Source organism: Variovorax sp. J2P1-31, assembly GCF_030317215.1.
Classification (GTDB): domain Bacteria; phylum Pseudomonadota; class Gammaproteobacteria; order Burkholderiales; family Burkholderiaceae_C; genus Variovorax.
Window position 1 is genome coordinate 495,146 of record NZ_JASZYA010000003.1, and the last position, 23,422, is coordinate 518,567.

Here is a 23,422-nt window from a genome sequence, read left to right on the forward strand (position 1 = left end):
GTCAGAGCGTCTCAATCGTGTGGTGCATGTTGGTGTAGATGCAGAGGTCGCCCGCGATCTCGAGCGACTTCTTGACGATCTCGGCGGCCGAGAGCTCAGTGTTCTCGAGCAGCGCCTTGGCAGCCGACTGCGCATAGGCGCCGCCCGAGCCGATGGCCACGATGCCGTCCTGCGGCTCCAGCACGTCGCCGTTGCCGGTGATGATCAGCGAGGTGGTGGCGTCGGCCACGGCCAGCATCGCCTCGAGGCGGCGCAGCACGCGGTCGGTGCGCCAGTCCTTGGTCAGCTCGACCGCGGCCCGGGCCAGCTGGCCCTGGTGCTTCTCGAGCTTGGCCTCGAAGCGCTCGAACAGGGTGAAGGCGTCGGCCGTGGCACCGGCGAAGCCCGCGATGACCTTGCCGTGGTGCAGCCGGCGCACCTTGCGCGCCGAACCCTTGATGACGATGTTGCCCAGTGTGACCTGGCCGTCGCCGCCAATGGCGACCTGGTCGCCTCCGGGGCCCTTGCGGCGCACGCTGATGATCGTGGTTCCGTGAAATTGTTCCATCGGAGCCACTTGGGGACCCTGCCGCCCAATGCAAGGGCCAATGTCAGTTCTCGCGCACCCGCACCAGCGCATGGTCGGCGATGCCCACCACCTTGAAGAAGGCCGCGATCAGCCGGTGCGCGTCGATGAACTGCACGCGCTGGCCGCTGGCGTCGCGTTCGGTCACCCAGTTCAGCAGCGTGCCGGCGGCCGTGAGGTCCAGCCGCACCAGCGCGGCGCAGGAGATGGTGGCCGCGGCCGCCGGCTGGGCCGTGCCGGCCTCGGCGATCTCGGCATCGAGCCGGCGCCAGGTCGAGACCGAATCGCCGCTCAGGTCGCCGGCCAGCGCGGCGCGCATCGAATCCGGACCGGCGTTCGCCGCCGGCATGGCGTCGAGCGAGAGCGCGGCCGGCCCGGTGCGCGGCGTGCCCGGCGCCTCCGACGGCAGGCAGCGGCCGCGCGGCTCCTCCCAGGGCGGCGGCGAGACCTCGTAGGTGATGCAGTAGTTGAGCGCGGCCAGCTCGAAGGGATCGACCGCGTTGAGCAGCCGCAGCGCCGCCATGCGCAGCTGCCACCAGCCCTGTTCGGTGCTGCGTTCGTTGACCGGAGTGGCTTTCTCGAGCACGGCCAGCAGCCGCCCGACGCCCAGGAAGCGCATGTCGACCGGCGACGCGGCCCAGTGGGCGAACAGCGCCCGCAGCGGGCCGGCCGCATTGGGCTCGATGCCGCCGAGCGCCCGCCAGTCCAGCGTCCAGACGTTGCCGGCCGCGGACAGCGCGCGCGTGAGTTCGGCCAGGCTTTCGCGCGTGACCTGGGGCGGGCTGCGCCAGTCGGCCTCGTGGCCGCCGCCGACCGCCGCCTGGGTCTTGGCATGGCGCGCCAGCGCCCGCAGCGAGACCCATTCGGGCCCGTTGCGCTTGAGCCGCTGGGCATAGCGGGTGCTGGCGGCCGCGAATTTCTCGGCATCGCCGGTCGCGCGGTACAGGTCGAGCAGGGCCAGCCAGTTCTCGTTGTGGTCGCCCTGGCCGTCGGCCACCAGGCTCTGCAGCAGGATCGATTCGGCGCCGGCGTCGTCGCCATGGGCGAAGCGGATCGCGGCCTCGTCCAGCGCGCTGTCGTAGACCAGCAGCGGCGAGGGCACGCTGGACGGCGCATGGTCGAAGGCCATCGGCGACGAAGCCGGCACCGCGTGTTCGGGCGGCAGGCCGGGCGTGGTGTCGGCATAGGCGCGCGCGCGCTGCGCGGCCAGGTCCTCGGGGTGGACCGACGAGACCGATTCCTCGGCCGGGCCGCCCTTCCACCACTGCTGGGACATCTGCTCTTCGATCTCGTCGATCTTCTTGAGCGTCAGGGCCCGTCCCTCGATCTTGTCGGTGGAGTTGCCGACGTTGAGCGAGGACGGCTGGTCGGGATCGTGCGCGCCGGCCGCCTCGCGCTGGCGCAGCTTGCGCAGCACGTCGAACTCGCGCCGGCGCACGAAGTCGTTGCGCTGGCGCCGCTCGATCATCTCCTTGAGCATCTCGCGGCTGTAGCCGTTCTCGTCGGCACCGGTCTCCTGCGCGTCGAGCTCGGTCCAGTCCTTGAGCGGGTTGCGCACGAACTTGGCCACCTTCGACAGCAGGCGGCCGGTCGGTTCTTCCTTGGACATGGCCTTCCCGTCAGAAACCCGAAGAAGCGTCGCGGCCCGGGCCACGCACGCCGATGCAAGGCGGCCTCCGAAGCGGAAGCCGGATCGGCCGCAGCCCGGGACGCGCGCGCAGGCTAGTCACCGAACATCTTCTGCTTGAGTTCGCGGCGTTGCTGCGCTTCGAGCGACAGCGTGGCGGTGGGGCGGGCCAGCAGGCGGCCGACGCCGATCGGCTCGCCGGTCTCGTCGCAGTAGCCGTAGTCGCCGGCATCGATGCGCTGGATCGACTGCTCGATCTTCTTGAGCAGCTTGCGTTCGCGGTCGCGCGTGCGCAGTTCCAGCGCGTGCTCTTCCTCGATGGTGGCGCGGTCGGCCGGGTCCGGCACGACGACGGTGTCTTCGCGCAGGTGCTCGGTCGTTTCACCGGCGTTCTCGAGGATGCCGCGCTTGAGCTCGACCAGCTTCAGGCGGAAGAAGGCCATCTGCTTTTCGTTCATGTACTCGGCGTCGGGCATCGCGATGACCTCGGCGTCGACCAGTTCCTCGGCGGTCTTGGTCTTCCAGTTGTTGGCGAGCTTCGGGTCCTTCTTCACGGCCACGTGCGGCGGCGGCACCAGGGCGGTCGAGACGATCTGGGTGAAGCTGGACTTGGCGGCGGTCGAGGCGACCGATTGGGCCATCGAGGGCACGGTCAGTTGCGACAGGCGCGAGACCCGTCCGCCGCGGGCGGCGGGCGCCGGGGTCGTGGCGCTGTTCGGGGTCGAAGGGGTCGCCGGGGCGGTGGTGGAGGCGGCAGCCGTCTTTTTCATGGGGGTCGGGGGAGCTGGAAGAACGGCAGCGGAACTGCCGACAGGTTTGGATGACGATGGGCCCACGCCTGCAGTCTTGGTTGCAGCAGCGACAAGCTTGGCGGATTTTTTCGCAACGGTCTCGGCCTTGGCCGGTGACGCTGCGGACTTTTTGGAAGCGCTCTTCTCCTTCGAGGCAGAAGCCGGCGCGGTGGCGGAAACCTTCTTGGCCGCAGGGGTCGCCTGCTTGGCAGCCGCCGCATGCTTTGCTGCTGCGGCGGGCCGGGTGGCGGGCATGGCCCTGGCGGCGGGTTTCTTCACGGTGACTGGCTCCTTGAACGAACTGGAACGCGCTTTCACTGGGTGTCTCCTCCCATGGGCGCCCTGAGGGCCCCCGTTGTCGAGGTGCTCGCCTGTCGGCGAACCCCGGGGTTATACCCCTTAAAGCTCTCCAGAAACACGCGGCACCCCGTGCCGACAGCCACATCCCGTCGTGGGGGACCGGTCTGGCTCTCGGAACAGGCGCGCGATTGTATAGAGAACTCGAGGGCGCGGGCGATACAGCGAGGGGGCCGCCGCCCGGCCCCGGACGCCCGCCGCCGGGACGGCCCGGAAGACCTTGGACAAAAAGGCAGTATGGGGGCGCGCCCCAAGGCAAAACGGCGCGCCCCTCGCGGGACGCGCCGTCGTTCAGGGCCGCAGCCGCCGCGGGATCAGACCAGGCACTGGTCCAGGCCCTGCACCAGGATGTCGCGCGGCAGTTCGATGCCGATGAACACCATGCGGCTGCTGCGCGCTTCGTCCGCACTCCATTCCGGGCCCAGGTCGCTGCCCATGAGCTGGTGCACGCCCTGGAAGATCACCTTGCGGTCGGTGCCCTTCATGTTCAGCACGCCCTTGTAGCGCAGCATGCGCGGGCCGTAGATGTTGACGATGGCGCCCAGGAAGTCCTCGAGCTTGGCCGGATCGAAGGCGCGGTCGGCCTTGTAGACGAAGCTCTTGACGTCGTCGTCATGGTGGTGATGGTGGCCGTGGCCTTCGTGTGCATGCGAGGGATGGTCGCAATGCTCGCCGTGTTCGTGGTCGTGGCCCGCGTGGTCATGGTCGTGGTCGTGGTCGTCTTCCTTGAGGAAGTCGGGGTCGATGTCCAGCTTGGCGTTCAAGTTGAAGCCTCGCAGGTCGAACACGCTGGAGAGCGGCACTTCGCCGAAATGCACCTTCTGCTGCGGGGCGCGCGGGTTCATGTGCTTGAGGCGATGGATCAGCGCATCGGTCTCCTCGGCCGACACCAGCTCGCTCTTGCTGATGAAGATCTGGTCGGCGAAGCCCACTTGGCGGCGCGCTTCCTGGCGGTCGTTGAGCTGCTGCGGCGCGTGCTTGGCGTCGACCAGCGTCAGGATCGAGTCGAGCAGGTAGCTCTCGGCGATCTCGTCGTCCATGAAGAAGGTCTGGGCCACCGGGCCGGGGTCGGCCAGGCCGGTGGTCTCGATCACCACGCGGTCGAAGTCCAGCAGGCCCTGGCGCTTCTTGGCGGCCAGCAGCTGCAGCGCCTCGCGCAGGTCTTCGCGGATGGTGCAGCAGACGCAGCCGTTGCTCATCTGCACGATCTGCTCCTTGGACTCGGTCACCAGGATGTCGCTGTCGATGTTCTCCTCGCCGAACTCGTTCTCGATCACGGCGATCTTCTGGCCGTGGGCCTCGGTGAGGATGCGCTTGAGCAGCGTGGTCTTGCCCGAGCCGAGGAAGCCGGTGAGGATGGTGGCGGGGATGAGGGCCATGGGATGCTCCGGAGGGTCGAAAACGGGAAAGGGCAGAAAGTTTAACGAGGCGGGCCAACGCCCGCTCGCGCAGGGACAAAGCCTATTTGCGCACCACCACCAGGCCCTTGAGGTACTCGCCCTCGGGGAATTCGATGGTCATGGGGTGGTCGGGCGCCGCGCCCAGGCGCTCGCTGATGTAGCCGTCGACGCCGGCGTCGATGCCGGCCGAGGCCACGATCTTGTGGAACAGGTCGGCGCCGATGCCGCCCGAGCAGCTGAAGGTCAGCAGCACGCCGCCCGGCGCCAGCAGCTTGAGCCCGAGCCGGTTGATGTCCTTGTAGGCGCGCGCGGCGCGCTCGGCATGGGCCACCGTGGGCGCGAACTTGGGCGGATCGAGCACGATCGCGTCGAAAGTCCGGCCTTCCTCGATGAAACGGCGCAGCGAGGCGTTGACGTCGGCGTCGAGGAACTGCGCGTTGGCGCCCTCGAAGCCGTTGAGCGCCAGGTTGGCGCGTGCCCGGTCGAGCGCGGGCAGCGAGGAATCGATGGAGGTCAGCTCGGCGCCCTCGATCGCGCCGGCCGCCTTCAGGCCGGCCAGCGCGGCCACGGTGAAGCCGCCCGTGTAGCAGAAGCAGTTGAGCACGCGGCGGAATTTGCGGTGCTGCGCCATCTCGGCGAAGCGCTGGCGGCTGTCGCGCTGGTCGAGGTAGAAGCCGGTCTTGTGGCCGGTCGCGATGTCCAGCGACAGCCGCCAGGCGTGCTCGCGGATCACCTGGGCGGTGTCGCCCTCGCCGCGCAGCCAGCCGGTGACGGGCTTCAGGCCCTCGCGCTCGCGCCCGCTGGCGTCGGAGCGTTCATAGAGTTTCGAAAGCCCGGTGGCGGCCAGCAGCGCATCGGCCAGCACCGGCTTCCAGCGCTCGACGCCGGCCGACAGGAACTGCGCGACCAGCGTGTCGCCATAACGGTCGACGATCAGGCCCGGCAGGCCGTCGGCCTCGCCGTGCACCAGCCGCACGCCGTCGCTCTGCAGGTCGAACAGGCCGCGGGCGTCGACCGCCTTCTTCACTCGCTCCTGGAAGAAGGCCGCGTCGATGCGCTGCGCCTCCACGAAGCTCCAGGCCCGGGCCCGGATCTTCGAGGCCGGGCTGGTCGAGGCCCAGGCCAGGAACTGGCCCTCGCTGGACTCGACGCGCACCGTCTCGCCCGCGTCGCCGCTGCCCTTGGCGATGGCCGAATCGAACACCCAGGGATGGCGCCGCAGCAGCGAGCGCTCCTTGCCAGGCCGCAGCCGCAATGCCTTCATTTGTCTTTTGCTTTCGTCTCGGGGGAATCGTCGTTGCGCGCTTTCGCGCGGGGATGGGCGGCGTCGTAGGCCCTGGCCAGGTGCTGGAAGTCCAGCCGGGTGTAGACCTGCGTGGTCGTGATGCTGGCGTGGCCCAGCAGCTCCTGCACCGCGCGCAGGTCGCTGCTCGATTGCAGCACATGGCTGGCGAAGGAATGGCGCAGCATGTGCGGATGCACCGGCGCGGCCAGGCCGGCCTTGAGGCTGCGCGCGCGGACCTGCTTCCAGGCCGCCTGCGGCGTGAGGCGCATGCCGGTACGGCCGATGAACAGCGCGGCGGCGCTGGCCGGATCGCGCAAGGTCGCGGCCGCCAGCGCGGGCGCGTCGGCGCGCACCGCGAGCCAGGCGCGCAAGGCTTCGGCCGCCTTGGAGCCGACCGGCACGCTGCGGCGCTTGCCGCCCTTGCCCAGCACATGGGCCTCGCCCGCAGCCAGGTCGACCCAGCCCGCGGCGTCGCGGCTGGCGTGCAGGTCGAGGCCGGTGAGCTCGCTCACGCGCAGGCCGCAGCCGTAGAGCATCTCGACCACGGCGCGGTCGCGCGCCTCGGTCCAGGGGTCGGCCTCGGCGTCGTGCCATTCGGCCAGCCGCACCGCGTCGTCGACCGCCAGCGCCTTGGGCAGCGGCCGGCCGGCCTTGGGCGCGCGCACGTCCTGCACCGGGTTCGAGGCCACCAGGCCTTCGTGGCCCAGCCAGCGGTAGAAGCTGCGCCAGCACGACAGCACCAGCGCGATGCCGCGCGGCTCGCGGCCGGCGCCGTGCAGCTGCGCCATCCAGCGGCGCACATGGGCGGCGGTGACGCGCTGGACACCGAGCTGCGCCTCGGCGGTCTTCGCGGCCAGCAGCCGCAGGTGTTCGGCGTAGATGTCGAGCGTGCGCGCGGCCAGCCGGCGCTCCACGCGGGCGTGTTCGAGGTAGCGCGCGACCAGCGCCTCGTCGGTGGGATGTTGTTCAGCCATGGCCATGCGCAGCGGGGTTCACGGTGGCAGGGCCCGGCGGGCGCTCAGGGCCGCAGGCGCGACAGCGCGGCCGAGGCGAGTTCGGCGATGCGCTCGAGGAAATCGGTGCCCATGTCGGGGTTGAAGCGCTGCGAATCGGGCGAGGCCAGCACCAGCATGCCGAAGGCCGGCGCTTCGGGGTCGGGGCGCAGCGGGATCATCGCGATCGACACCGCCGCGCGCGCGTCCTCGAGCCAGCCCGAGGCCTCGAAGCCCGAGTTGAGGCCGCAGTACGGCGCGCTCAGCGAGGTGGCCAGCGCCTTGACGTCGTCGCTCACCCACTGGGCATAGGCCTCGTTCTGGTAGGCGGCGTCGCAGTCCCAGAGCTTGATCGCGGTCTGCGGCACCATGAAGAAGGCGCGCAGGTCGTCGGTCAGGCTGTAGGGCAGGCCGCGCGGATCGCGCGTGGTCAGCAGGCCGCGCGTCCAGCGCTGCATGCGGTCGGCCGTCATCGCGTTCTCGGTGCCGTGGCGCACCATGTCCATCAGCCGGTGCTCGAGCGCCTTGATCTTCTCGCGCAGCATCTCGGCCTGGCGCTCCTGCAGGCTCACGGCCCGGCTGCCGTGCGGGCTGGTGAGCTGCACCTGGGCCAGCAACTGCGCATGGCGCTCGAAGAAGTCGGGCGTGTTCGCCAGGTAGTTGGCGATGTCGTCCTCGGTGATCGGGTTCATGGCGGCGTCGTTGTAGGAGGTGGTCATTCAGGGTTCCATGAGGACGGGTCAACCGGCTGCATCAGCCGAGGTGGGCAGACGACACGCAGTGCGCGCGGCTCAGATTTCCGGAATCTCGATGTCGCCGGCAAAGACGGTGACGGCCGGGCCGGTCATGCGCACCGGCTGGCCCAGGCCCTGCCATTCGATGGTGAGCAGGCCGCCGCGCGTCTCGACGTCGACCCGCGCGTCGAGCCGGCCCGAGCGGATGCCCGCCACCACCGCCGCACAGGCGCCGGTGCCGCAGGCCAGGGTCTCGCCCGCGCCGCGTTCGTACACCCGCAGCCGCACGTGCGTGCGGTCGACGATCTGCAGGAAGCCGGCGTTCACGCGCTGCGGAAAACGCGGATGGTGCTCGATCAGCGGGCCCTGGGTGGCCACGGGCGCGGTGTCGACGTCGTCGACGATCTGCACCGCGTGCGGGTTGCCCATCGACAGCACCGCCAGCGCGACGATCGCTCCCTCGGCGTGGGTCGACAGCGCCAGGTGCCAGTTCTCCCAGCCGCCGTCGGCCTGCGGCGAGAGGCCGGCCGCGTCGAAGGGCACGCGCGCCAGCTCGAAGACCGGGGCGCCCATGTCGACCGTGACGCGGCCGTCGGCGTTCATGCGCGGCTCGATCACGCCGGACAGCGTCTGCACCCGCACCGCGTCCTGGGTCGTGAGGCCCTGCTCGCGCACGAAGCGCATGAAGCAGCGCGCGCCGTTGCCGCACTGCTCCACCTCGCCGCCGTCGGCGTTGTGGATCACGTACTGGAAGTCGACGCCCGCCGCGGGCGAGGGCCGCACCGAGAGGATCTGGTCGGCGCCCACGCCGAAGTGGCGGTCGGCCAGGAACTGGTACTGCGCGGTCGACAGGCCGAGCGGCGCACGGGTCTCGTCGAGCACGACGAAGTCGTTGCCGGCGCCCTGCATCTTGGTAAAGCGGATTCGCATCGTCGGATTATCCGCCGCGCGCGCTTGCCCCTGCTCAGGCCTCGCCCAGCCGCGCGCCCAGGAAATCGAGGAAGCAGGCGATGCGCGCCGCCAGCTGCGTGTTGCGGTAGTACACCGCGTTGATCGGCTGGCGCACGTCGACCGTCTCCTTCGCCAGCACCTGCACCAGGTCGCCGCGCTCGCGGTCGGGCCCGGTCATGAAGTCCGACAGGCAGGCGATGCCGACGCCCTGCAGCGCCAGCTGGCGCAGCGTCTCGCCGTTCGACACCGTGATGTCGGGCGTGATCGGCCACTCGTCGCCGTGCGCGCCGCGCAGCGGCCAGCGGTTGAGCGATTCGGGCTGGGTGAAGCCCAGCAGCGTGTGCGGCGCCAGGCCCAGCACGCCCTTGGGCTTGCCCTGCGCGGCGAGGTAGGCCGGGCTCGCCAGCAGCCGCAGCCGGCTGGTGCACAGCGGGCGCGCATGCAGCGTGGAGTCGCGCAGCACGCCGATGCGGATCGCGATGTCGGTGCGGCGCTCGAGCAGGTCGATGTTGAGCTCGTCGGTGTCGAGCTCCAGCGTGATCTCGGGGTAGCGGCGCCGGAACTCGGGCACCAGCGGCACGATGGCATGCAGCATGAAGGGCGTGGCCGCATTCACCCGCAGCCGCCCGGCCGGCTTCTGGCGCCGCGCCGCCATCTGCTCCTCGGCATCGTCGATCGAGGCCAGGATCGCGCGCGTGCGACCCAGGAACAGCGCGCCCTCCTCCGTGAGCTCGATCCGGCGCGTGGTCCGGCGCAGCAGCGTGGTGTCGAGCTTCTTCTCCAGCCGGCCCAGCGCGCGGCTCACGCCGGAGACGGTCTGCTCCAGCTGGTCGGCCGCGGCGGTCAGCGAGCCGGTGGCGACGACGGCGGCGAAGGCCTGGAGTTCTTCGAGGGTGGTTTTCATGGGGAAGCTTGGTGCATAGGAGGCCGCTGAGCCAAGAAGAAAGATGTTGCCTGACAAGTACTTGCAAAGAGGAGCCGGCCGCTTTGGCGCTTGGCTTTGGCGCGGACAACCCCGATAGCCGGCCATCTGAACCAAGTCACTGCAGGCGATAGCGCGTGGCGCTGCGCACGCCCTGCGGGGCCAAGCGCCCGTCCTTGACGAGTTGTTCGACCGCGCGGCGAACACGGGAACGCGGAATCTCCAGGCCGATGCGCTGGTGGACCTCGCCGATCCTCGACTGCGGATAGCGTCCCACGTCTTCCACGATGAGCGCCAGCAACCGGTGCGGCTCGATGCGCTGGAGCGTGGTCTGCCCTGCGAAATCGAGGCTGTGCAGCAATCCTGGATCGACGAAGTAGCGCGTGGCCTGGGTGCGGCCGACGCTCTGCACCAAGTGCCACGCCAGCAGGCGCCTGATCCAGGGCTGCAGCGCGTCCACGTCCGGCAACTCGACCCGGGCGGCCAATTCGCGGGCCGTCAGTGCGTCATGCTGCGCCAGCAAGCCTAAGGCGATGCGCTCGCGCTGCGTGAGCTGATAGCTCTGGTCCGCCTTGGCGATGAAGTCGATGACCTCGGGCTTGAGGATGCGGCGATACACGGTGACTTGCACGCGGTCATGCGTCTCGATCAGCTCCGGCGCAGGCCGGCCCTGGGACAGCAGCACCTCGTAGATCTTGTCGATGCCGCTGCCCTCCCGCTCCATCAGCTTCAGGTCATGGAACAACCGGGCGAGATGCTCGTTGCGACGCACGGTCGTATGCAGCACGTTCTGCGGCGTGACACCCAGCGGCAGGAGGCCGGGATTGACGATCTCCAGGCGGTCGGGGTGCAGGTTCAGGAAGATGTCGCCGCGCTGGGTGTAAGGCCGGTGTACCAGGGCATTGACCAGCAGTTCGCGCACCACGATTTCATCGAAGGCTGGCACGCTCTGGCGATACAGGCCGTCGGGCAGTTCGTAGCGCTCGCGGAAGTCCGGCACCTGCTGCCAGATTGCTTCGATGAGCGACATCGGGCTCAGTGCATGGTCGTCCCACACCAGCTTGTTGACCTTCTGGCCGTGCTCGTCGTACTTGATGAACTGAACGACCGGGGCGGTCGCCAACCGGGCGCGCTGGGCCGGACGCCCCAGACAGAGCAGGCCCAGATGGGTGAGGTGTCCCTCGGATGCGAGAAGATAGTGAGCCAGCAGTTCAGGGTCGGACTTTTCCTTGACCGAGGATTTGACGCGATCGGACATGCGCAGCGCATGCAGCAGCCCGTCGCGCTGGGCACCATCCGCCTCGGCACTGGACACGCGCAAATCGACCTGGGTTTCCCATGGCAGCGTCGAACGTTCGCTGGCCAGTCGCATCACGTCGTCGCCGGTGACCGGTTTGCTCTGGTCGGCCACACGCAGGAAGTAGCGGCCGTCCGTGGTGGATGCCACCGCCAGCGCGCGCGGAATGCGCAACTCGATGTACTGCCCACCGCCCGCCGCCGTGACGACCTCGGGCAAGACCGTCACGTTGACGGTGCGCTCGCTCAGCTTGCGCCGAAGGATGTCCGGCAAGTCGGGGGGAATTCTCTGGCCGCCCGGCGGCGCTGTCGGGCCATCCTCGATACCGATCCACAGACGGCCGCCGGTCGCATTGGCGAAGGCCACGCAATCCTTCGCGACTTCGTTCCAGTCGGCCGTGCTGCCCGTCACCGCGCGCAAGGACTTGCAGTCGAGGAGTTGTCCTTCCTGGCTCAATCGATGCCTCCCGCAACGTGTTTCATGGTTCCCGCCTCCGCTTCGATGGATCGTCGGCCTCTTCGACGTGCACCTCGTCGGCGCGGCCAGTTTAGGGCCTCCCGCGAAGCCCGTCGCGGCCCCTGTCGATGGAAGACGGTCGATGGACCGGCAGCTCACGGCGACGATGACTATTGATTCTCACGCAAGTATCTTTGGAGAAAACACGTCTTTTTCTGCAAGGACCCGGGCCTCAGACTTCACCCCATTCCCAAGGAGTCCCTTCCATGCCCATCGCCCTGCTCGCGCTGACGCTCAGCGCCTACGCCATCGGCACGACAGAGTTCGTGATCGTCGGCCTGTTACCCACCGTCGCCGCCGACCTCGGCATCGGCCTGCCCTCGGCCGGCCTGCTGGTCAGCCTCTACGCACTGGGCGTCGCCATCGGCGCGCCGGTGCTCACCGCCCTCACGGGCAAGCTGCCGCGCAAGGCGCTGCTGCTCGGCCTGATGGCCCTGTTCACGGTCGGCAACCTGCTGGCCTGGCAGGCGCCCAGCTACGAGACGCTGGTCGCCGCACGCATCCTGACCGGGCTCGCGCACGGCGTGTTCTTCTCGATCGGCTCGACCATCGCCACCGGCCTGGTGCCCAAGGAGAAGGCCGCCAGCGCGATCGCGATCATGTTCACCGGCCTGACGGTGGCGCTGGTCACGGGCGTGCCGCTGGGTACCTTCATCGGGCAGCACTTCGGCTGGCGCGAGACCTTCCTGGCCGTGTCGGCGCTGGGCGTGATCGCCCTCGTCGGCAGCTGGATCTTCGTGCCCAACAACATCCGCCACACCGCGCCCGCTTCGCTGGTGGAGCAGGCCAAGGTGCTGGCCGAGCCGCGGCTGCTGCTGGTCTACGCCAAGACGGCCATCGGCTACGGCGGCACCTTCATCCCCTTCACCTTCCTGGCATCGATCCTGACCGAGGTCTCGGGCTTCAGCGCCGGCGCGGTGGGCTGGGTGATGCTGGTCTACGGCATCTCGGTCGCCGCGGGCAACATCTGGGGCGGCAAGCTGGCCGACCGCATGGGCCCGATCCCCGCGCTGAAGATCATCTTCGCGCTGCTGGCGGCCGTGCTGCTGGTGCTGCAGTTCACCGCGCCGCACAAGTGGCTGGCGCTGGCCACGGTGCTGGCCTGGGGCGCGGTCGCCTTCGGCAACGTGCCGGGCCTGCAGGTCTACGTGGTGATGCAGGCCGAACGCTTCACGCCGCAGGCGGTGGACGTGGCCTCGGGCCTGAACATCGCGGCCTTCAACCTCGGCATCGCCGGCGCGGCCTGGGCCGGCGGCCTGATCGTCACCCACCTGGGGCTGATGCACACGCCCTGGATCGGCGCCATCGTGGTGCTGGTCTCGCTGGCCCTGACACAGTGGAGCGGCAAGCTCGACCGGCGTGCCGGCATCCCGCTGCGCTCCAGCGGCCCGGTGCCGGTCGGCCACTGAAGCCTTTGCCACACCCGCGGGTTTCGCTTGTCGAAGCCCGCACTTTCCCGGCCCCCCGAAGGGGCCAAATCCGATCCCCCGGCATCCACGAAGCGATCCACCGGATCATCCACGCAAGAGAAAGAACCGCCTCATGAGCACGCATACCTCCATCCCCGCCTTCGGCCTCGGCACCTTCCGCTTGAAGGACCAGGTCGTGATCGACTCGGTCAAGACCGGCCTCGAACTCGGCTACCGCGCGATCGACACCGCGCAGATCTACGGCAACGAAGCCGAGGTCGGCCAGGCCATCGCCGAGAGCGGCGTGGCCCGCCAGGACCTGTTCATCACGACCAAGATCTGGACCGACAACTACGCGCAGGACAGGCTGGTGCCCAGCCTCAAGGACAGCCTGGCCAAGCTGCGCACCGACCAGGTCGACCTGACGCTGATCCACTGGCCCTCGCCCGGCAACGCCGTGCCGGTGGCCGAGTTCATGGGCGCGCTGGCCGAGGCCAAGGCGCAGGGCCTGACGAAGCACATCGGCGTGTCGAACTTCAACATCGCGCTGATGAAGGAAGCCATCGCCGCCGTGGGCGCCGACGCCATCGCGACGAACCAGATCGAGCTCTCGCCCTTCCTGCAGAACCGCAAGCTGGTCGACTTCGCGAAGAGCCAGGGCATCCACATCACCTCCTACATGACGCTGGCCTACGGCAAGGCGCTGCAGGACCCGGTGATCGGCGCCATCGCCAAGGCGCACGACGCGACGCCCGCGCAGGTGATCCTGGCCTGGGCGATGCAGCTGGGCTACGCGGTGATCCCCTCGTCGACGAAGCGCGAGAACCTGGCGAGCAACCTGCTGGCGCAGCAGCTCCAGCTGAGCGACGCCGACATGGCGCAGATCGCCGCGCTCGAGCGCAACGACCGGCTGGTCAGCCCCGACGGCCTGGCACCGGCCTGGGATTGAGCGCCATGTCACACGACACGCTGCCCTTCGTGGGCCGTTCCTTCGAGATCCGCTACGGCACGGCCATGACGGTGCGCAACAGCTACGCCGACGACGGCCGCACCATGACCTACGAGGTCACCGAGGGCGAGTTCGCCGGGGCCACGGCCACGGTGCAGTACGAGGCGGTGGCGCTGTCGCCGGGCCTGTTCGCCCTGTCGTGGCAGGAAGCCGACCGCGGCGTGGTGGTGCACCTCGACGACTTCGCGGCCGGCAGCTCGCGCAGCTTCTACACCACCGCCGGGCTCGAACTGTTCCGCATGGCCGGCACGCTGACGCGCATCGAACAGCCCGCGCCATGAGCACCGCGCCCGAATACATCCGCACGCCCACCGGCTACCTGATGGTGCTGCGCCAGGGCGCGGACGTGTTCGCGCGGCTCGAACACCTGGCGGTCGCGGAAGCGATTCCGTCGGCCAGCTTCACCGGGCTGGGCTTCGTGCACGCCACCTTCGGCTTCTGGGACGCGGCGAAGAAGGTGTTCGAGCCGCAGACCTTCCGCGACGTCGAACTCGGCAGCCTGGTCGGCAGCCTGGCGTGGAAGGAGGGCCAGCCCTCGGTCCATGCCCACGGCGTGGCGGCCGGGCGCGATTTCCGCGCCTACGGCGGCCACCTGCTGGGGCTGGAGGTCGGCACCGGCTCGCTCGAGCTCACGCTGCTGCTGCACGACCAGCGCCTGGAGCGCGCCATCGACGAGTGCCTCGGCGCGAACGTTCTGGGCCTCTGACACATCGCGCGGGCAGGATGCCGTCGACCATCGACGGCACCGATCCTGCTTGCGCATCCTTCATTCAACGAACGGCCTTCCCATGAAATCCACCTGGTCCCTGCTGGCGCTCGCCGTCGGCGCCTTCGGCATCGGCACCACCGAGTTCGCGCCCATGGGCCTGCTGCCCGTGATCGCCGACGGCGTGCAGGTGTCGATCCCCTCCGCCGGCCTGCTGATCAGCGCCTACGCCATCGGCGTGATGGTCGGCGCGCCGCTGATGACGCTGGCGCTCGGGCGCATCCGCGTCAAGGCGGCGCTGATCGCGCTGATGAGCATCTTCGTGCTCGGCAACCTGCTGTCGGCGCTGGCGCCCGGCTACTGGACGCTGCTGGCCGCGCGGCTGGTCACCAGCCTCAACCACGGCGCCTTCTTCGGCCTGGGCTCGGTGGTGGCCGCCAGCCTGGTGCCCAAGGACAAGCAGGCCAGCGCGGTGGCGACCATGTTCATGGGCCTGACCATCGCCAACATCGGCGGCGTGCCCGCCGCCACCTGGATCGGCCAGCAGATCGGCTGGCGCATGGCCTTCGCCGCCACGGCCGGGCTGGGCCTGCTGGCCATCGCGGCCCTGGCCTGGGCGCTGCCGCGCGGCGAGGCCGGCCAGATGCCCGAGGTGCGCAAGGAACTGCGCGTGCTGAGCCAGCCCGAGGTGCTGATGGCCATGGCCACCACCGTGATGGGCGCGGGCGCGATGTTCACGCTCTACACCTACGTGGCGCCGGTGCTGCAGAGCCTGACGCATGCCTCCACCGGCTTCGTCACGCTGGCGCTGGTGCTGATCGGCATCGGCTTCACGATCGGCAATGCGCTGGGCGGCCGGCTGGCCGACTGGTCGCTCGACGGCGCCACCCGGCTGTTCCTGGCCGCGCTGGCGGTGATCATGCTGGCCCTGCCCTGGCTGCTGCCCAGCCACGCCGGCGCGCTGGTCGGCCTGCTGGTGTGGGGCATCGCCACCTTCGCCATCGTGCCGCCGGTGCAGATGCGCGTGATGCAGGCCGCGGCCGGCGCGCCGGGGCTGGCCTCGTCGGTCAACGTGGGCGCCTTCAACCTGGGCAATGCGCTGGGCGCGGCCGTGGGCGGCGGCGTGATCTCGGCCGGCCTGGGCTATGCCGCGGTGCCGATCGCGGGCGCGGCGCTGGCCGCTGGCGGCCTGCTGCTGGTGCTGGGCGGCGCGGCCCTGCGCCGGCGCCAGGCGGTGGCGATCTGAGCGCCCGGGCCGGCCCGGTCCGCCGCGACCGCGGGCGGCCGCGGCCTTGACCCGCACGCGCCCAGGGTCGCGCGCCTGTGCCTAAGATGCCGCTCCGCCCTCGAGCCCCTCCATGACCGCCGTCGCCGCATCGCCCAGCCGATTTGCCCGCCAGCTCGCGCAGCAGTACGGGCTGGACGCGGTCGCGGCCGCGAGCGCCGGCACGCGGCCGCTGGACATGGTGCGCATGCACTACGAGCAGCCGCACCTGTTCGTTCTCGCGCCGCTGCCGGCCGACGATGCCTTCGTGCTCAGCGTGGAGCTGTCGCGCGCGGGCAGCCGGCGCTTCTTCCAGGGCGACGCGCAGACGCGGCTGGGCCTGATGGAGGTCGGCGCGGTGCACATCGCCGACCTGGCCGCGCGGCCCGCGGCCTACGTCTGCAGCCCCTTCCATTCGGTGCTGTTCCGGATCACGCGCGCCGCGATGGACGACTTCGCGCGCGACGCCGGCCAGGCCCCCGCCACCGCGCTGCGCTGCACGCCCGGCGTCACCGACCCGGTGCTGGCCCATCTCGCGGCCGCCCTGCTGCCCTCGCTGCAGCGGCCGCAGGAAGCCTGCCCGCTGTTCCTCGACCAGATGGCGCTGGCGCTCTACGCGCACGTGGCCCACACCTACGGCGACACCGCGCAGCGCACGACGGTCGCGCCGGGCCGGCTGGCACCGTGGCAGGAGCGGCGCGCCAAGGAACTGCTGGGCACCGACCTCGCGCGCGAACTCTCGCTGGCCGAGGTGGCGGCCGAATGCGCGCTCTCGCGCAGCCATTTCGGCAAGGCCTTCAAGGCGAGCACCGGCCTGGCCCCGCATGCCTGGCGCATCGGCCGACGCATCGAGGCAGCCCAGGCCATGCTGCGGCGCGACGACGCCCCGCTGTCGGAGATCGCCATCGCCTGCGGCTTCGCCGACCAGAGCCACCTGACACGCGCCTTCAGCGCGCGCGTGGGCCGTTCGCCCGCGCAGTGGCGGCGCATGCGCCGGACGTAGGACCGCGCGGTCAGCAAGCGGTCAGCAGCCGGCGCCACCGGCGCCGCGGGAACCACTAAGATTTGCGCCGGCGCGCGGACCCGCGTGCCATGCGGCCTTCCCCACCCCGTCCGTTGCTGCCCCCGATGTCCGTCGACACGCTCCTCGTCCCGCCCGCGCTCCGCCGCCGTCCGCTGCCCGGGCGCGCCGCGCCATGAGCGGCCGGCGCAGCTCCGCCTTCGCCTCCGGCGGCGGCGAGATGGGGGCGCGGATGCGCGCCTTCGACTGGTCGGCCACACCGATCGGGCCCATCGCCGCCTGGCCGGCCGCGCTGCGGATCTCGGTCGACAGCATGCTGTCCTCGGACTTCCCGGCCTGCCTGTTCTGGGGCCCGGACCTGATCGCCATCTACAACGACGGCTACCGCAAGATCCTGGCCGACAAGCCCGACGCGCTGGGCCAGCCCTTCCGCGTGACCTGGCACGAGGTCTGGGAACAGCTGCGGCCCATCGCCGAGCGGGCGCTGCAGGGCGAATCGACCTTCATCGAGGACTTCCCGGTTCACATCGATCGCCGCGGCTTCCTCGAGGAGGCCTTCTTCACCTTCTGCTACAGCCCGCTGTACGACGAGCACGGCCAGGTGCTGGGCGTGCTCGACACGGTGGTCGAGACCACCGGCAAGGTGCTGGCCGAGCGCGGCCTGCAACACGAGCGCGAGCGCCAGCAGGGCCTGCTGCAGCAGATGCCCGGCTTCGTCGCCGTGCTCTCCGGCCCGGGCCATGTCTTCAGCTACGTGAACGACGCCTATGTGCGGATCGCGGGGCCGCGCGACTTCCTCGGCCGCGGCGTGCGCGAGGTCTTCCCCGAACTCGCGGGCCAGGGCATCTACGAACGGCTCGACGGCGTCTATGCGAGCGGCCAGCCGATGCACGCCAAGGCCCTGCCGCTGCAGCTCGAGGGCGATCGCGAGGCGCGCTACATCGACCTGCTCTACCAGCCGATCCGCGACGACGGCGGCCAGACGGTCGGCATCTTCGTGGGCGGCTACGACATCACCGAGCATGTGCGCGCCAAGACCGAGCTGGCCGAAAGCGAGGCCCGGCTGCGGGAGCTGGCGGCTTCGCTCGAGCAGCAGATGGAGGAGCGCACGCGCGCGCTGCAGGATTCGGAAGACTTCACCCGGCTCGCGTTGGGCGCCACCGGCGGCGTGGGCGTGTGGTCGTACCGCGTGGCCAGCGACACCTTCTTCTGCGACGCGGCCATCTCCGAGCTCTACGGGCTCGACCCCAATGTCGCCGCCAAGGGCATCCCCCGCACCGCCTTCCTCGCCAACGTGCACCCCGACGACCTGCCGCGGCTGCGCGAGACCATGTCCGGCGGCCTGCGCAACGAGGGCGCGCTCGAGCTCGAGTACCGCATCCGCCACCCCGACGGCTCGGTGCGCAGCGTGCTCTCGCGCGGCCACACCTACTTCGACGATGCCGGACAGGCCGTGCGCCGCACCGGCGTCGGCATCGACATGACCGGCCAGCGCCAGCTCGAGGAACAGCTGCGCCAGTCGCAGAAGATGGAGGCGCTGGGCCTGCTCACCGGCGGCATCGCGCACGACTTCAACAACATGCTGCAGGGCATCGTGATGCCGCTGCAGCTGATGAAGAAGCGGCTGGAGCAGCGCCGCCACGAGGGGCTGGAGCGCTACATCGACGCGGGCCTCGAGTCGGCGCGGCGCGCGGCCTCGATCACGCAGCGGCTGCTGGCCTTCTCGCGCCGCCAGCCGCTGGCCAACCGCAGCCTCGAGATCGCGACCGCGCTGCGCGGCCTGGAGGAGATCCTGCGCAACGCGGTGGGCGAGAACGTGGCGGTGGTGTTCGACGAGCAGGAAGGCACCTGGGACGTGCTGACCGACCCGCACCAGTTCGACAGCGCGCTGCTCAACCTGACGATCAACGCGCGCGACGCCATGCCGGCCGGCGGCACGCTGTCGATCCAGGTGCGCAACGTCAGCCTGAGCGCCTCGGAGGCCAGCCGCATCCAGGGCCTGATGGCGGGCGACTACGTGCGGGTCTCGGTCGCCGACACCGGCATCGGCATGTCGGCCGCGGTGATCACCCAGGCCTTCGAGCCCTTCTTCACCACCAAGCCCATGGGCCAGGGCACCGGGCTGGGCCTGTCGATGATCTACGGCTACACCCGGCAGTCCAAGGGCAGCATCACGATCGAGAGCGCGGAGGGCACGGGCACCACGGTGAGCCTGTTCCTGCCGCGCGCGCCGCTGGCCGCGGCGCCCGAGGACGCCGTCGCGCCGCCGGCCCCGGCCGCGGGCCCCACGCGCCGCCGCATCCTGGTGGTCGAGGACGATGCCGTGGTGCGGCAGAGCGCAGTCGAACTGCTGCGCGACCAGGGCTACGAGGTGCTCGAAGCCGCGGACGGCACGGCCGGCATGGCCTGGCTGGAACAGGCGCCCCACATCGACCTGCTGCTGTCGGACGTCGGCCTGCCCGGCCCCAACGGCCGCCAGCTCGCGGACTTCGCGCTCACGCGCCGGCCCGGCATCCGGGTGATCCTGATGACCGGCTATGCGGCGCACGTCGCCACCGACACGGCCCTGCTGCAGGGCAATGTCGAACTGATGACCAAGCCCTTCGACGCCGATGCGCTGCTCCACAAGCTCGACGCGATGCTGGGCGTGCGAGACGGCGCGTAGGCTCATTCCTGCGCCCGCTCATGCCCTGGGCTCACCCGGTTGGGGGGCGGGCCGGGAAGAATCGCGGCAAAGGTTCCTCTCCATGCCCTTGCCCATATTCCTTGCCGAAGACGACGCCCAGCTGCGTGATTCCCTGATCGCCGCCATGGACGCCGTGTGCGACGCCGAAGTCGTCGCCACCGCCGAAACCGAGGCCGAGGCCGTGCGCTGGCTCAACGCCCATCCGCGCGACTGGGGGCTGGCCGTGCTGGACCTGTTCCTGCGCGACGGCACCGGCTTCGGCGTGCTGCAGAAGCTGGCCGGCGAGGCCAAGGACCGGGTCATCGTGCTGACCAACTCCGCCACCCGCGAGAACCGCAGCCGTTGCCTGCAGCTGGGCGCGCACGCGGTCTACGACAAGACCACCGAGCTCGACCAGTTCCTCGACCACTGCCTGCGGCACCACCGCCAGCAGCGCCCGGGTCCGCACACCGGCTGAGGCGCCGCGCCCCCCGGGGCTTGCAGAATTCTTGGAGATCCTTGCACGATCCTCCGACGACGCACCGGCGGACGAGACAAGCGGCGGCCAGATGCCTAAGCTTCGGGCCATGCTGACCTCGAGCCCCCACACCCTGCGCAACGACCCACCCGTCGACCGGCTGCGGGCGACCGTGATGCGGGCCGAACTGGCCGCGATGATCGATCGCCTCACCGTCACCGACGGCGCCCACGAGACCGCGATCCCGCGCCTCGGCCTGGTGCGCGCCACCCAGACCCAGCACCCGGTGCACGGCATGTGCGAGCCGGCCTTCTGCGTGCTCGCCCAGGGCAGCAAGCGCGTGCTGCTCTGCGACGAGGTCTACATCTACGACAGCAGCCAGTACTTGGTGGCGGCGCAGAACCTGCCGGTGACGAGCCAGGTGATCGACGCCTCGCCGGAAGCGCCCTACCTGGGCTTGCGGCTGGGCTTCGACGTCAAGGAAGTCACCGCCCTCGCGCTCGATCTCGCCTTCGGCAAGACCGCGCCGACGCGCGCCTCGCAGCGCGGCATCTTCACCGGCGAACTGTCGCCCACCTTGCTCGATCCCGTGCTGCGACTGGTCAAGCTGCTGGACTCGCCCGAGGACATCGGGGCGCTCGCGCCGCTGATCACGCGCGAGATCCTCTACCGCGTGCTGCGCTCGGCCGACGGCTGGCGGCTCGCGCAGATGGCGGTGGTGGACAGCCACAGCCAGCGCATCGCGCAGGTCATCAGCCTGCTGTCGCAGCGCTTCCAGGCGCCGTTGCGGATCGAAGACCTGGCCGGCCAGGTGCACATGAGCGTGTCCTCGCTGCACCAGCACTTCAAGGCCGTGACCGCGATGAGCCCGCTGCAGTTCCAGAAACAGCTGCGGCTGCAGGAGGCACGGCGCCTCATGATCGGCGAGCACCTCGACGCCGCCACCGCGGGGCACCGCGTGGGCTACGAGAGCCAGTCGCAGTTCAACCGCGAGTACAGCCGCTTCTTCGGCTCGCCGCCCGCGCGCGACATCAAGCGCCTGCGCGAACGCCAGCTGGGGCGCCCGGACAGCTGACGGGCGTCGGCCCGCTTCATCCCGCACACCCGCCACACCCGCCGCACCCCGCAAGGGCGACGGCCGCATCTCCGAGAAAAAAGCACTGTCGGTGCCGCCCAGCGGCGCACCGCGGTCGCATCCGTTCCTTCGCTGGGCAGCCAACACCCTAGGGGTACCCCATGAGAATCCAACTGACACTGAACCATGGCACGGTGATTTCCGCCACGCTGGCGGACCACAGGACGGCCGAGGATTTCGTGGCCATGCTGCCGCTGACCCTCACGCTGCACGACCTGTTCCGGCGCGAGAAATTCGGCCCGCTTCCCGGCCCCGTCTCGGGCCGCGGCGCGCGCGAGCAGGCCTATGCGGTCGGCGACATCGTCTGCTGGACGGCCGGCCCGGACCTGGCGATCCTGCACCGCCAGGACGGCCAGCCCCTGCGCGGCGGCTTCGAGCTGCTGGGCCGGCTCGACTTCGGCGCCGAACTGTTCGCCGTGCCCGGGCCGATCGACGTGACCATCGCGCTGGCCGCGCCCGCCCATGCCGGGCTCACGACGGCAGGATGTCCGGCACCAGCGGCCGCTGAAGGCGCGCGCGCCACCACTTGAGCGCCTCGCCCATGGCGGTGGGCTTCCAGGCCAGCCAGAAGGTCTCGTCGGGCCGCGATTCCTCGCAGGCCAGTTCGACCAGCGTGCCGCGCGCCAGCGCGTCCTTCACGCAGTCGCGCGGCAGGAAGCCGTGGCCCAGCCCGTCGATCTGGCAGGTGATCTTGGCCGCCATCGACGGCACCGTGATGCGGCGCTGCCCGGCCAGCAGGCCGATGGTGCGGTCGGACAGGGTGCGCGCGCCGTCGCCCACCACCACCGCCGTGTGCTGCAGCAGGTCGGCGCGCGTGAGCGGGCGCCGCAGCATGGCCAGCGGGTGCGTGGGCGCCACGCAGAACACGAAGGCCAGGCTGCCCACGGCCACGGCCTTGTAGCCGCCGCCCGCGGGCCCGTCGCCGGCCGCCACGATGATGTCGGCGCGGCCGTCGCGCAGCGCCTCCCAGGTGCCGGTCATGGTCTCGCAGGCGATGCGCAGCCGGGTGCCGCAGTTCAGGTCCTCGAAGGCGCAGATGTCGGGGTTGAAGGCGCTGGTGGGGATCAGCGAGTCGTGCACCAGCCGCAGCTCCGACTCGAAGCCGGTGGCGATCTGGCGCATGCGCGATTCGAGCTCGCCCGCGGCCGCGAGCAGCCAGCGCCCCTCCTTGAGCATCTCCTGCCCGGCCGCCGTGAGCGTGACGCGCGGCCCCTGGCGCGTGAACAGCGCCAGGCCCAGCTGCTCCTCCAGCTTGCCGACGGCATAGGAGATGGTCGAGGGCACCTTGTGCAGCCGCTCCGACGCGGCCGCGAAGGAGCCGTGGCGCGCGATCGCGTCGACCAGCTCGATCGCCTCGAGGGTGATCTTCAGCATGGGGCTGCCTCTTTCCTGATCATCGAAATATTCGATTGTTCTCGCATAAAACCTTCAGCATCGACAGGGCCTCGGCGTTCGATACTTCTTCCACACCAAGAGATCTTCCTCTGTGATTCGCCCGGAAAAGGCGAAGAAACCACCGCGGAAGTTCTCGTGAATTTTATCGACAGTCTCAACGCAAAAGGACCGCATCATGCTCGAACTTCGCAAGGCCGACCAGCGCGGCGTCGCCAACCACGGCTGGCTCCGCTCGCGCCACACCTTCTCCTTCGGCCATTACCACGACGCCCGGCAGCAGGGCTTCTCCGACCTGCTGGTGATCAACGACGACCGCGTCGATCCGGCCCAGGGCTTCGGCACCCATCCGCACCGCGACATGGAGATCTTTTCCTATGTGCTCGAAGGCGCGCTGGCGCACCAGGACTCGATGGGCACGGGCTCGGTGATCCGCCCCGGCGACGTGCAGATGATGAGCGCCGGCACCGGCGTTCGCCACAGCGAGTTCAACCACTCGAAGACCGACGGCGTGCACTTCCTGCAGATCTGGATCGTGCCCTCGCTGAAGGGCGCGGCGCCGCGCTACCAGCAGGTGCATTTCAGCGAGGCCGAGAAGCGCGGCCGGCTGCGCCTGATCGCCTCGCCCGAAGGCGACGGCGGCTCGCTGGGCGTGCACCAGGACATGCGCATGTACGCCGGCCTGTTCGACGGCGCCGGCGAAAACGCCACGCTGGACCTGCCCGCCGACCGCTACGCTTACGTGCATGTGGCGCGCGGCAGCGTGGAAGTGAACGGCGAGCGGCTCGGCGAAGGCGACGGCGCGCGCATCCGCGGCGAAAAGCAATTGCGCTTCGCCAAGGGCGAGCAGGCCGAGGTGCTGGTGTTCGACCTGCGGCCGCACGAGCTGCCGTCGATGTGAGCATG

General features: G+C 70.1%; 23 protein-coding genes. 12 read left to right on the forward strand and 11 right to left on the reverse strand.

Features of this window, described 5'->3' with window-relative positions:
• Window position 1: 1 nt before the first annotated feature.
• The 3 genes from hslV to dksA all read right to left on the reverse strand — a co-directional run bounded on the left by hslV (window position 2) and on the right by dksA (window position 2,962).
• On the reverse strand, window positions 2-547 hold the full coding sequence (gene hslV / locus QTI20_RS22285; RefSeq protein ID WP_183024652.1) for an ATP-dependent protease subunit HslV: 546 nt from the start codon (window positions 545-547) through the stop codon (window positions 2-4).
• Window positions 548-590: 43 nt separating this feature from the next.
• Window positions 591-2,174, reverse strand: a complete 1,584-nt coding sequence (locus QTI20_RS22290) for a hypothetical protein (protein WP_286554258.1) — start codon at window positions 2,172-2,174, stop codon at window positions 591-593.
• Between the two features lie 113 nt (window positions 2,175-2,287).
• The gene (dksA, locus tag QTI20_RS22295) at window positions 2,288-2,962 is read right to left on the reverse strand and encodes an RNA polymerase-binding protein DksA (RefSeq protein WP_503011435.1); all 675 of its coding nucleotides are present in this window, start codon (window positions 2,960-2,962) and stop codon (window positions 2,288-2,290) included.
• Between the two features lie 97 nt (window positions 2,963-3,059).
• Between dksA and QTI20_RS22300 the strand changes: the two genes are divergently transcribed.
• Entirely contained in the window at window positions 3,060-3,329 is a 270-nt protein-coding gene (locus QTI20_RS22300; protein WP_286554838.1) for a hypothetical protein, read from the forward strand.
• Window positions 3,330-3,654: 325 nt separating this feature from the next.
• On the opposite strand, the gene QTI20_RS22305 is transcribed toward QTI20_RS22300, so the two are convergent.
• The 7 genes from QTI20_RS22305 to QTI20_RS22335 all read right to left on the reverse strand — a co-directional run bounded on the left by QTI20_RS22305 (window position 3,655) and on the right by QTI20_RS22335 (window position 11,377).
• A complete protein-coding gene (locus QTI20_RS22305) occupies window positions 3,655-4,719 on the reverse strand; it encodes a CobW family GTP-binding protein (RefSeq protein WP_286554257.1) in 1,065 nt (354 codons plus the stop codon).
• An 82-nt stretch (window positions 4,720-4,801) separates the two neighbouring features.
• Complete coding sequence (locus QTI20_RS22310) at window positions 4,802-6,004, reverse strand: class I SAM-dependent rRNA methyltransferase (protein WP_286554256.1); 1,203 nt, start codon at window positions 6,002-6,004, stop codon at window positions 4,802-4,804.
• Window positions 6,001-6,999 (reverse strand): tyrosine recombinase XerC, encoded by a 999-nt coding sequence (locus QTI20_RS22315; protein ID WP_503011434.1) that lies wholly within the window; start codon window positions 6,997-6,999, stop codon window positions 6,001-6,003. Before QTI20_RS22315 ends, QTI20_RS22310 begins: the two co-directional genes overlap by 4 nt.
• 44 nt (window positions 7,000-7,043) lie before the next feature.
• Window positions 7,044-7,736, reverse strand: a complete 693-nt coding sequence (locus QTI20_RS22320; protein ID WP_286554253.1) for a DUF484 family protein — start codon at window positions 7,734-7,736, stop codon at window positions 7,044-7,046.
• Window positions 7,737-7,808: 72 nt separating this feature from the next.
• On the reverse strand, window positions 7,809-8,681 hold the full coding sequence (gene dapF / locus QTI20_RS22325) for a diaminopimelate epimerase (RefSeq protein WP_286554251.1): 873 nt from the start codon (window positions 8,679-8,681) through the stop codon (window positions 7,809-7,811).
• 34 nt (window positions 8,682-8,715) lie between these two features.
• A complete protein-coding gene (locus QTI20_RS22330; RefSeq protein ID WP_286554250.1) occupies window positions 8,716-9,606 on the reverse strand; it encodes a LysR substrate-binding domain-containing protein in 891 nt (296 codons plus the stop codon).
• Between the two features lie 136 nt (window positions 9,607-9,742).
• Window positions 9,743-11,377 (reverse strand): ATP-binding protein, encoded by a 1,635-nt coding sequence (locus tag QTI20_RS22335; protein WP_286554249.1) that lies wholly within the window; start codon window positions 11,375-11,377, stop codon window positions 9,743-9,745.
• Between the two features lie 266 nt (window positions 11,378-11,643).
• Between QTI20_RS22335 and QTI20_RS22340 the strand changes: the two genes are divergently transcribed.
• From QTI20_RS22340 to QTI20_RS22385, 10 genes are all read left to right on the forward strand, one after another.
• Complete coding sequence (locus QTI20_RS22340; RefSeq protein WP_286554247.1) at window positions 11,644-12,846, forward strand: MFS transporter; 1,203 nt, start codon at window positions 11,644-11,646, stop codon at window positions 12,844-12,846.
• Window positions 12,847-12,979: 133 nt separating this feature from the next.
• Window positions 12,980-13,795 (forward strand): 2,5-didehydrogluconate reductase DkgB, encoded by an 816-nt coding sequence (dkgB, locus tag QTI20_RS22345; RefSeq protein WP_286554246.1) that lies wholly within the window; start codon window positions 12,980-12,982, stop codon window positions 13,793-13,795.
• A gap of 5 nt (window positions 13,796-13,800) precedes the next feature.
• On the forward strand, window positions 13,801-14,136 hold the full coding sequence (locus QTI20_RS22350; RefSeq protein WP_286554244.1) for a MoaF-related domain-containing protein: 336 nt from the start codon (window positions 13,801-13,803) through the stop codon (window positions 14,134-14,136).
• Window positions 14,133-14,561, forward strand: coding sequence for a PPC domain-containing DNA-binding protein (locus tag QTI20_RS22355; RefSeq protein WP_286554242.1), 429 nt, complete (start codon window positions 14,133-14,135; stop codon window positions 14,559-14,561). Before QTI20_RS22350 ends, QTI20_RS22355 begins: the two co-directional genes overlap by 4 nt.
• Before the next feature lie 82 nt (window positions 14,562-14,643).
• Window positions 14,644-15,807, forward strand: coding sequence for an MFS transporter (locus QTI20_RS22360; protein WP_286554240.1), 1,164 nt, complete (start codon window positions 14,644-14,646; stop codon window positions 15,805-15,807).
• Window positions 15,808-15,919: 112 nt separating this feature from the next.
• Entirely contained in the window at window positions 15,920-16,828 is a 909-nt protein-coding gene (locus QTI20_RS22365) for a helix-turn-helix domain-containing protein (RefSeq protein ID WP_286554239.1), read from the forward strand.
• A 193-nt stretch (window positions 16,829-17,021) separates the two neighbouring features.
• On the forward strand, window positions 17,022-19,511 hold the full coding sequence (locus QTI20_RS22370; RefSeq protein ID WP_286554238.1) for a PAS domain-containing hybrid sensor histidine kinase/response regulator family protein: 2,490 nt from the start codon (window positions 17,022-17,024) through the stop codon (window positions 19,509-19,511).
• Between the two features lie 82 nt (window positions 19,512-19,593).
• Complete coding sequence (locus QTI20_RS22375; RefSeq protein WP_286554237.1) at window positions 19,594-19,989, forward strand: response regulator; 396 nt, start codon at window positions 19,594-19,596, stop codon at window positions 19,987-19,989.
• Window positions 19,990-20,098: 109 nt separating this feature from the next.
• On the forward strand, window positions 20,099-21,064 hold the full coding sequence (locus tag QTI20_RS22380; protein ID WP_286554235.1) for an AraC family transcriptional regulator: 966 nt from the start codon (window positions 20,099-20,101) through the stop codon (window positions 21,062-21,064).
• A gap of 161 nt (window positions 21,065-21,225) precedes the next feature.
• Window positions 21,226-21,654, forward strand: a complete 429-nt coding sequence (locus QTI20_RS22385) for a cyclophilin-like fold protein (RefSeq protein WP_286554225.1) — start codon at window positions 21,226-21,228, stop codon at window positions 21,652-21,654.
• On the opposite strand, the gene QTI20_RS22390 is transcribed toward QTI20_RS22385, so the two are convergent.
• Window positions 21,596-22,498: a LysR family transcriptional regulator gene (locus tag QTI20_RS22390; RefSeq protein WP_286554223.1), complete on the reverse strand. Its 903-nt coding sequence runs from the start codon at window positions 22,496-22,498 to the stop codon at window positions 21,596-21,598. The genes QTI20_RS22385 and QTI20_RS22390 overlap by 59 nt on opposite strands.
• Before the next feature lie 196 nt (window positions 22,499-22,694).
• Between QTI20_RS22390 and QTI20_RS22395 the strand changes: the two genes are divergently transcribed.
• Window positions 22,695-23,417, forward strand: a complete 723-nt coding sequence (locus QTI20_RS22395; RefSeq protein WP_286554222.1) for a pirin family protein — start codon at window positions 22,695-22,697, stop codon at window positions 23,415-23,417.
• Window positions 23,418-23,422: the final 5 nt, after the last annotated feature.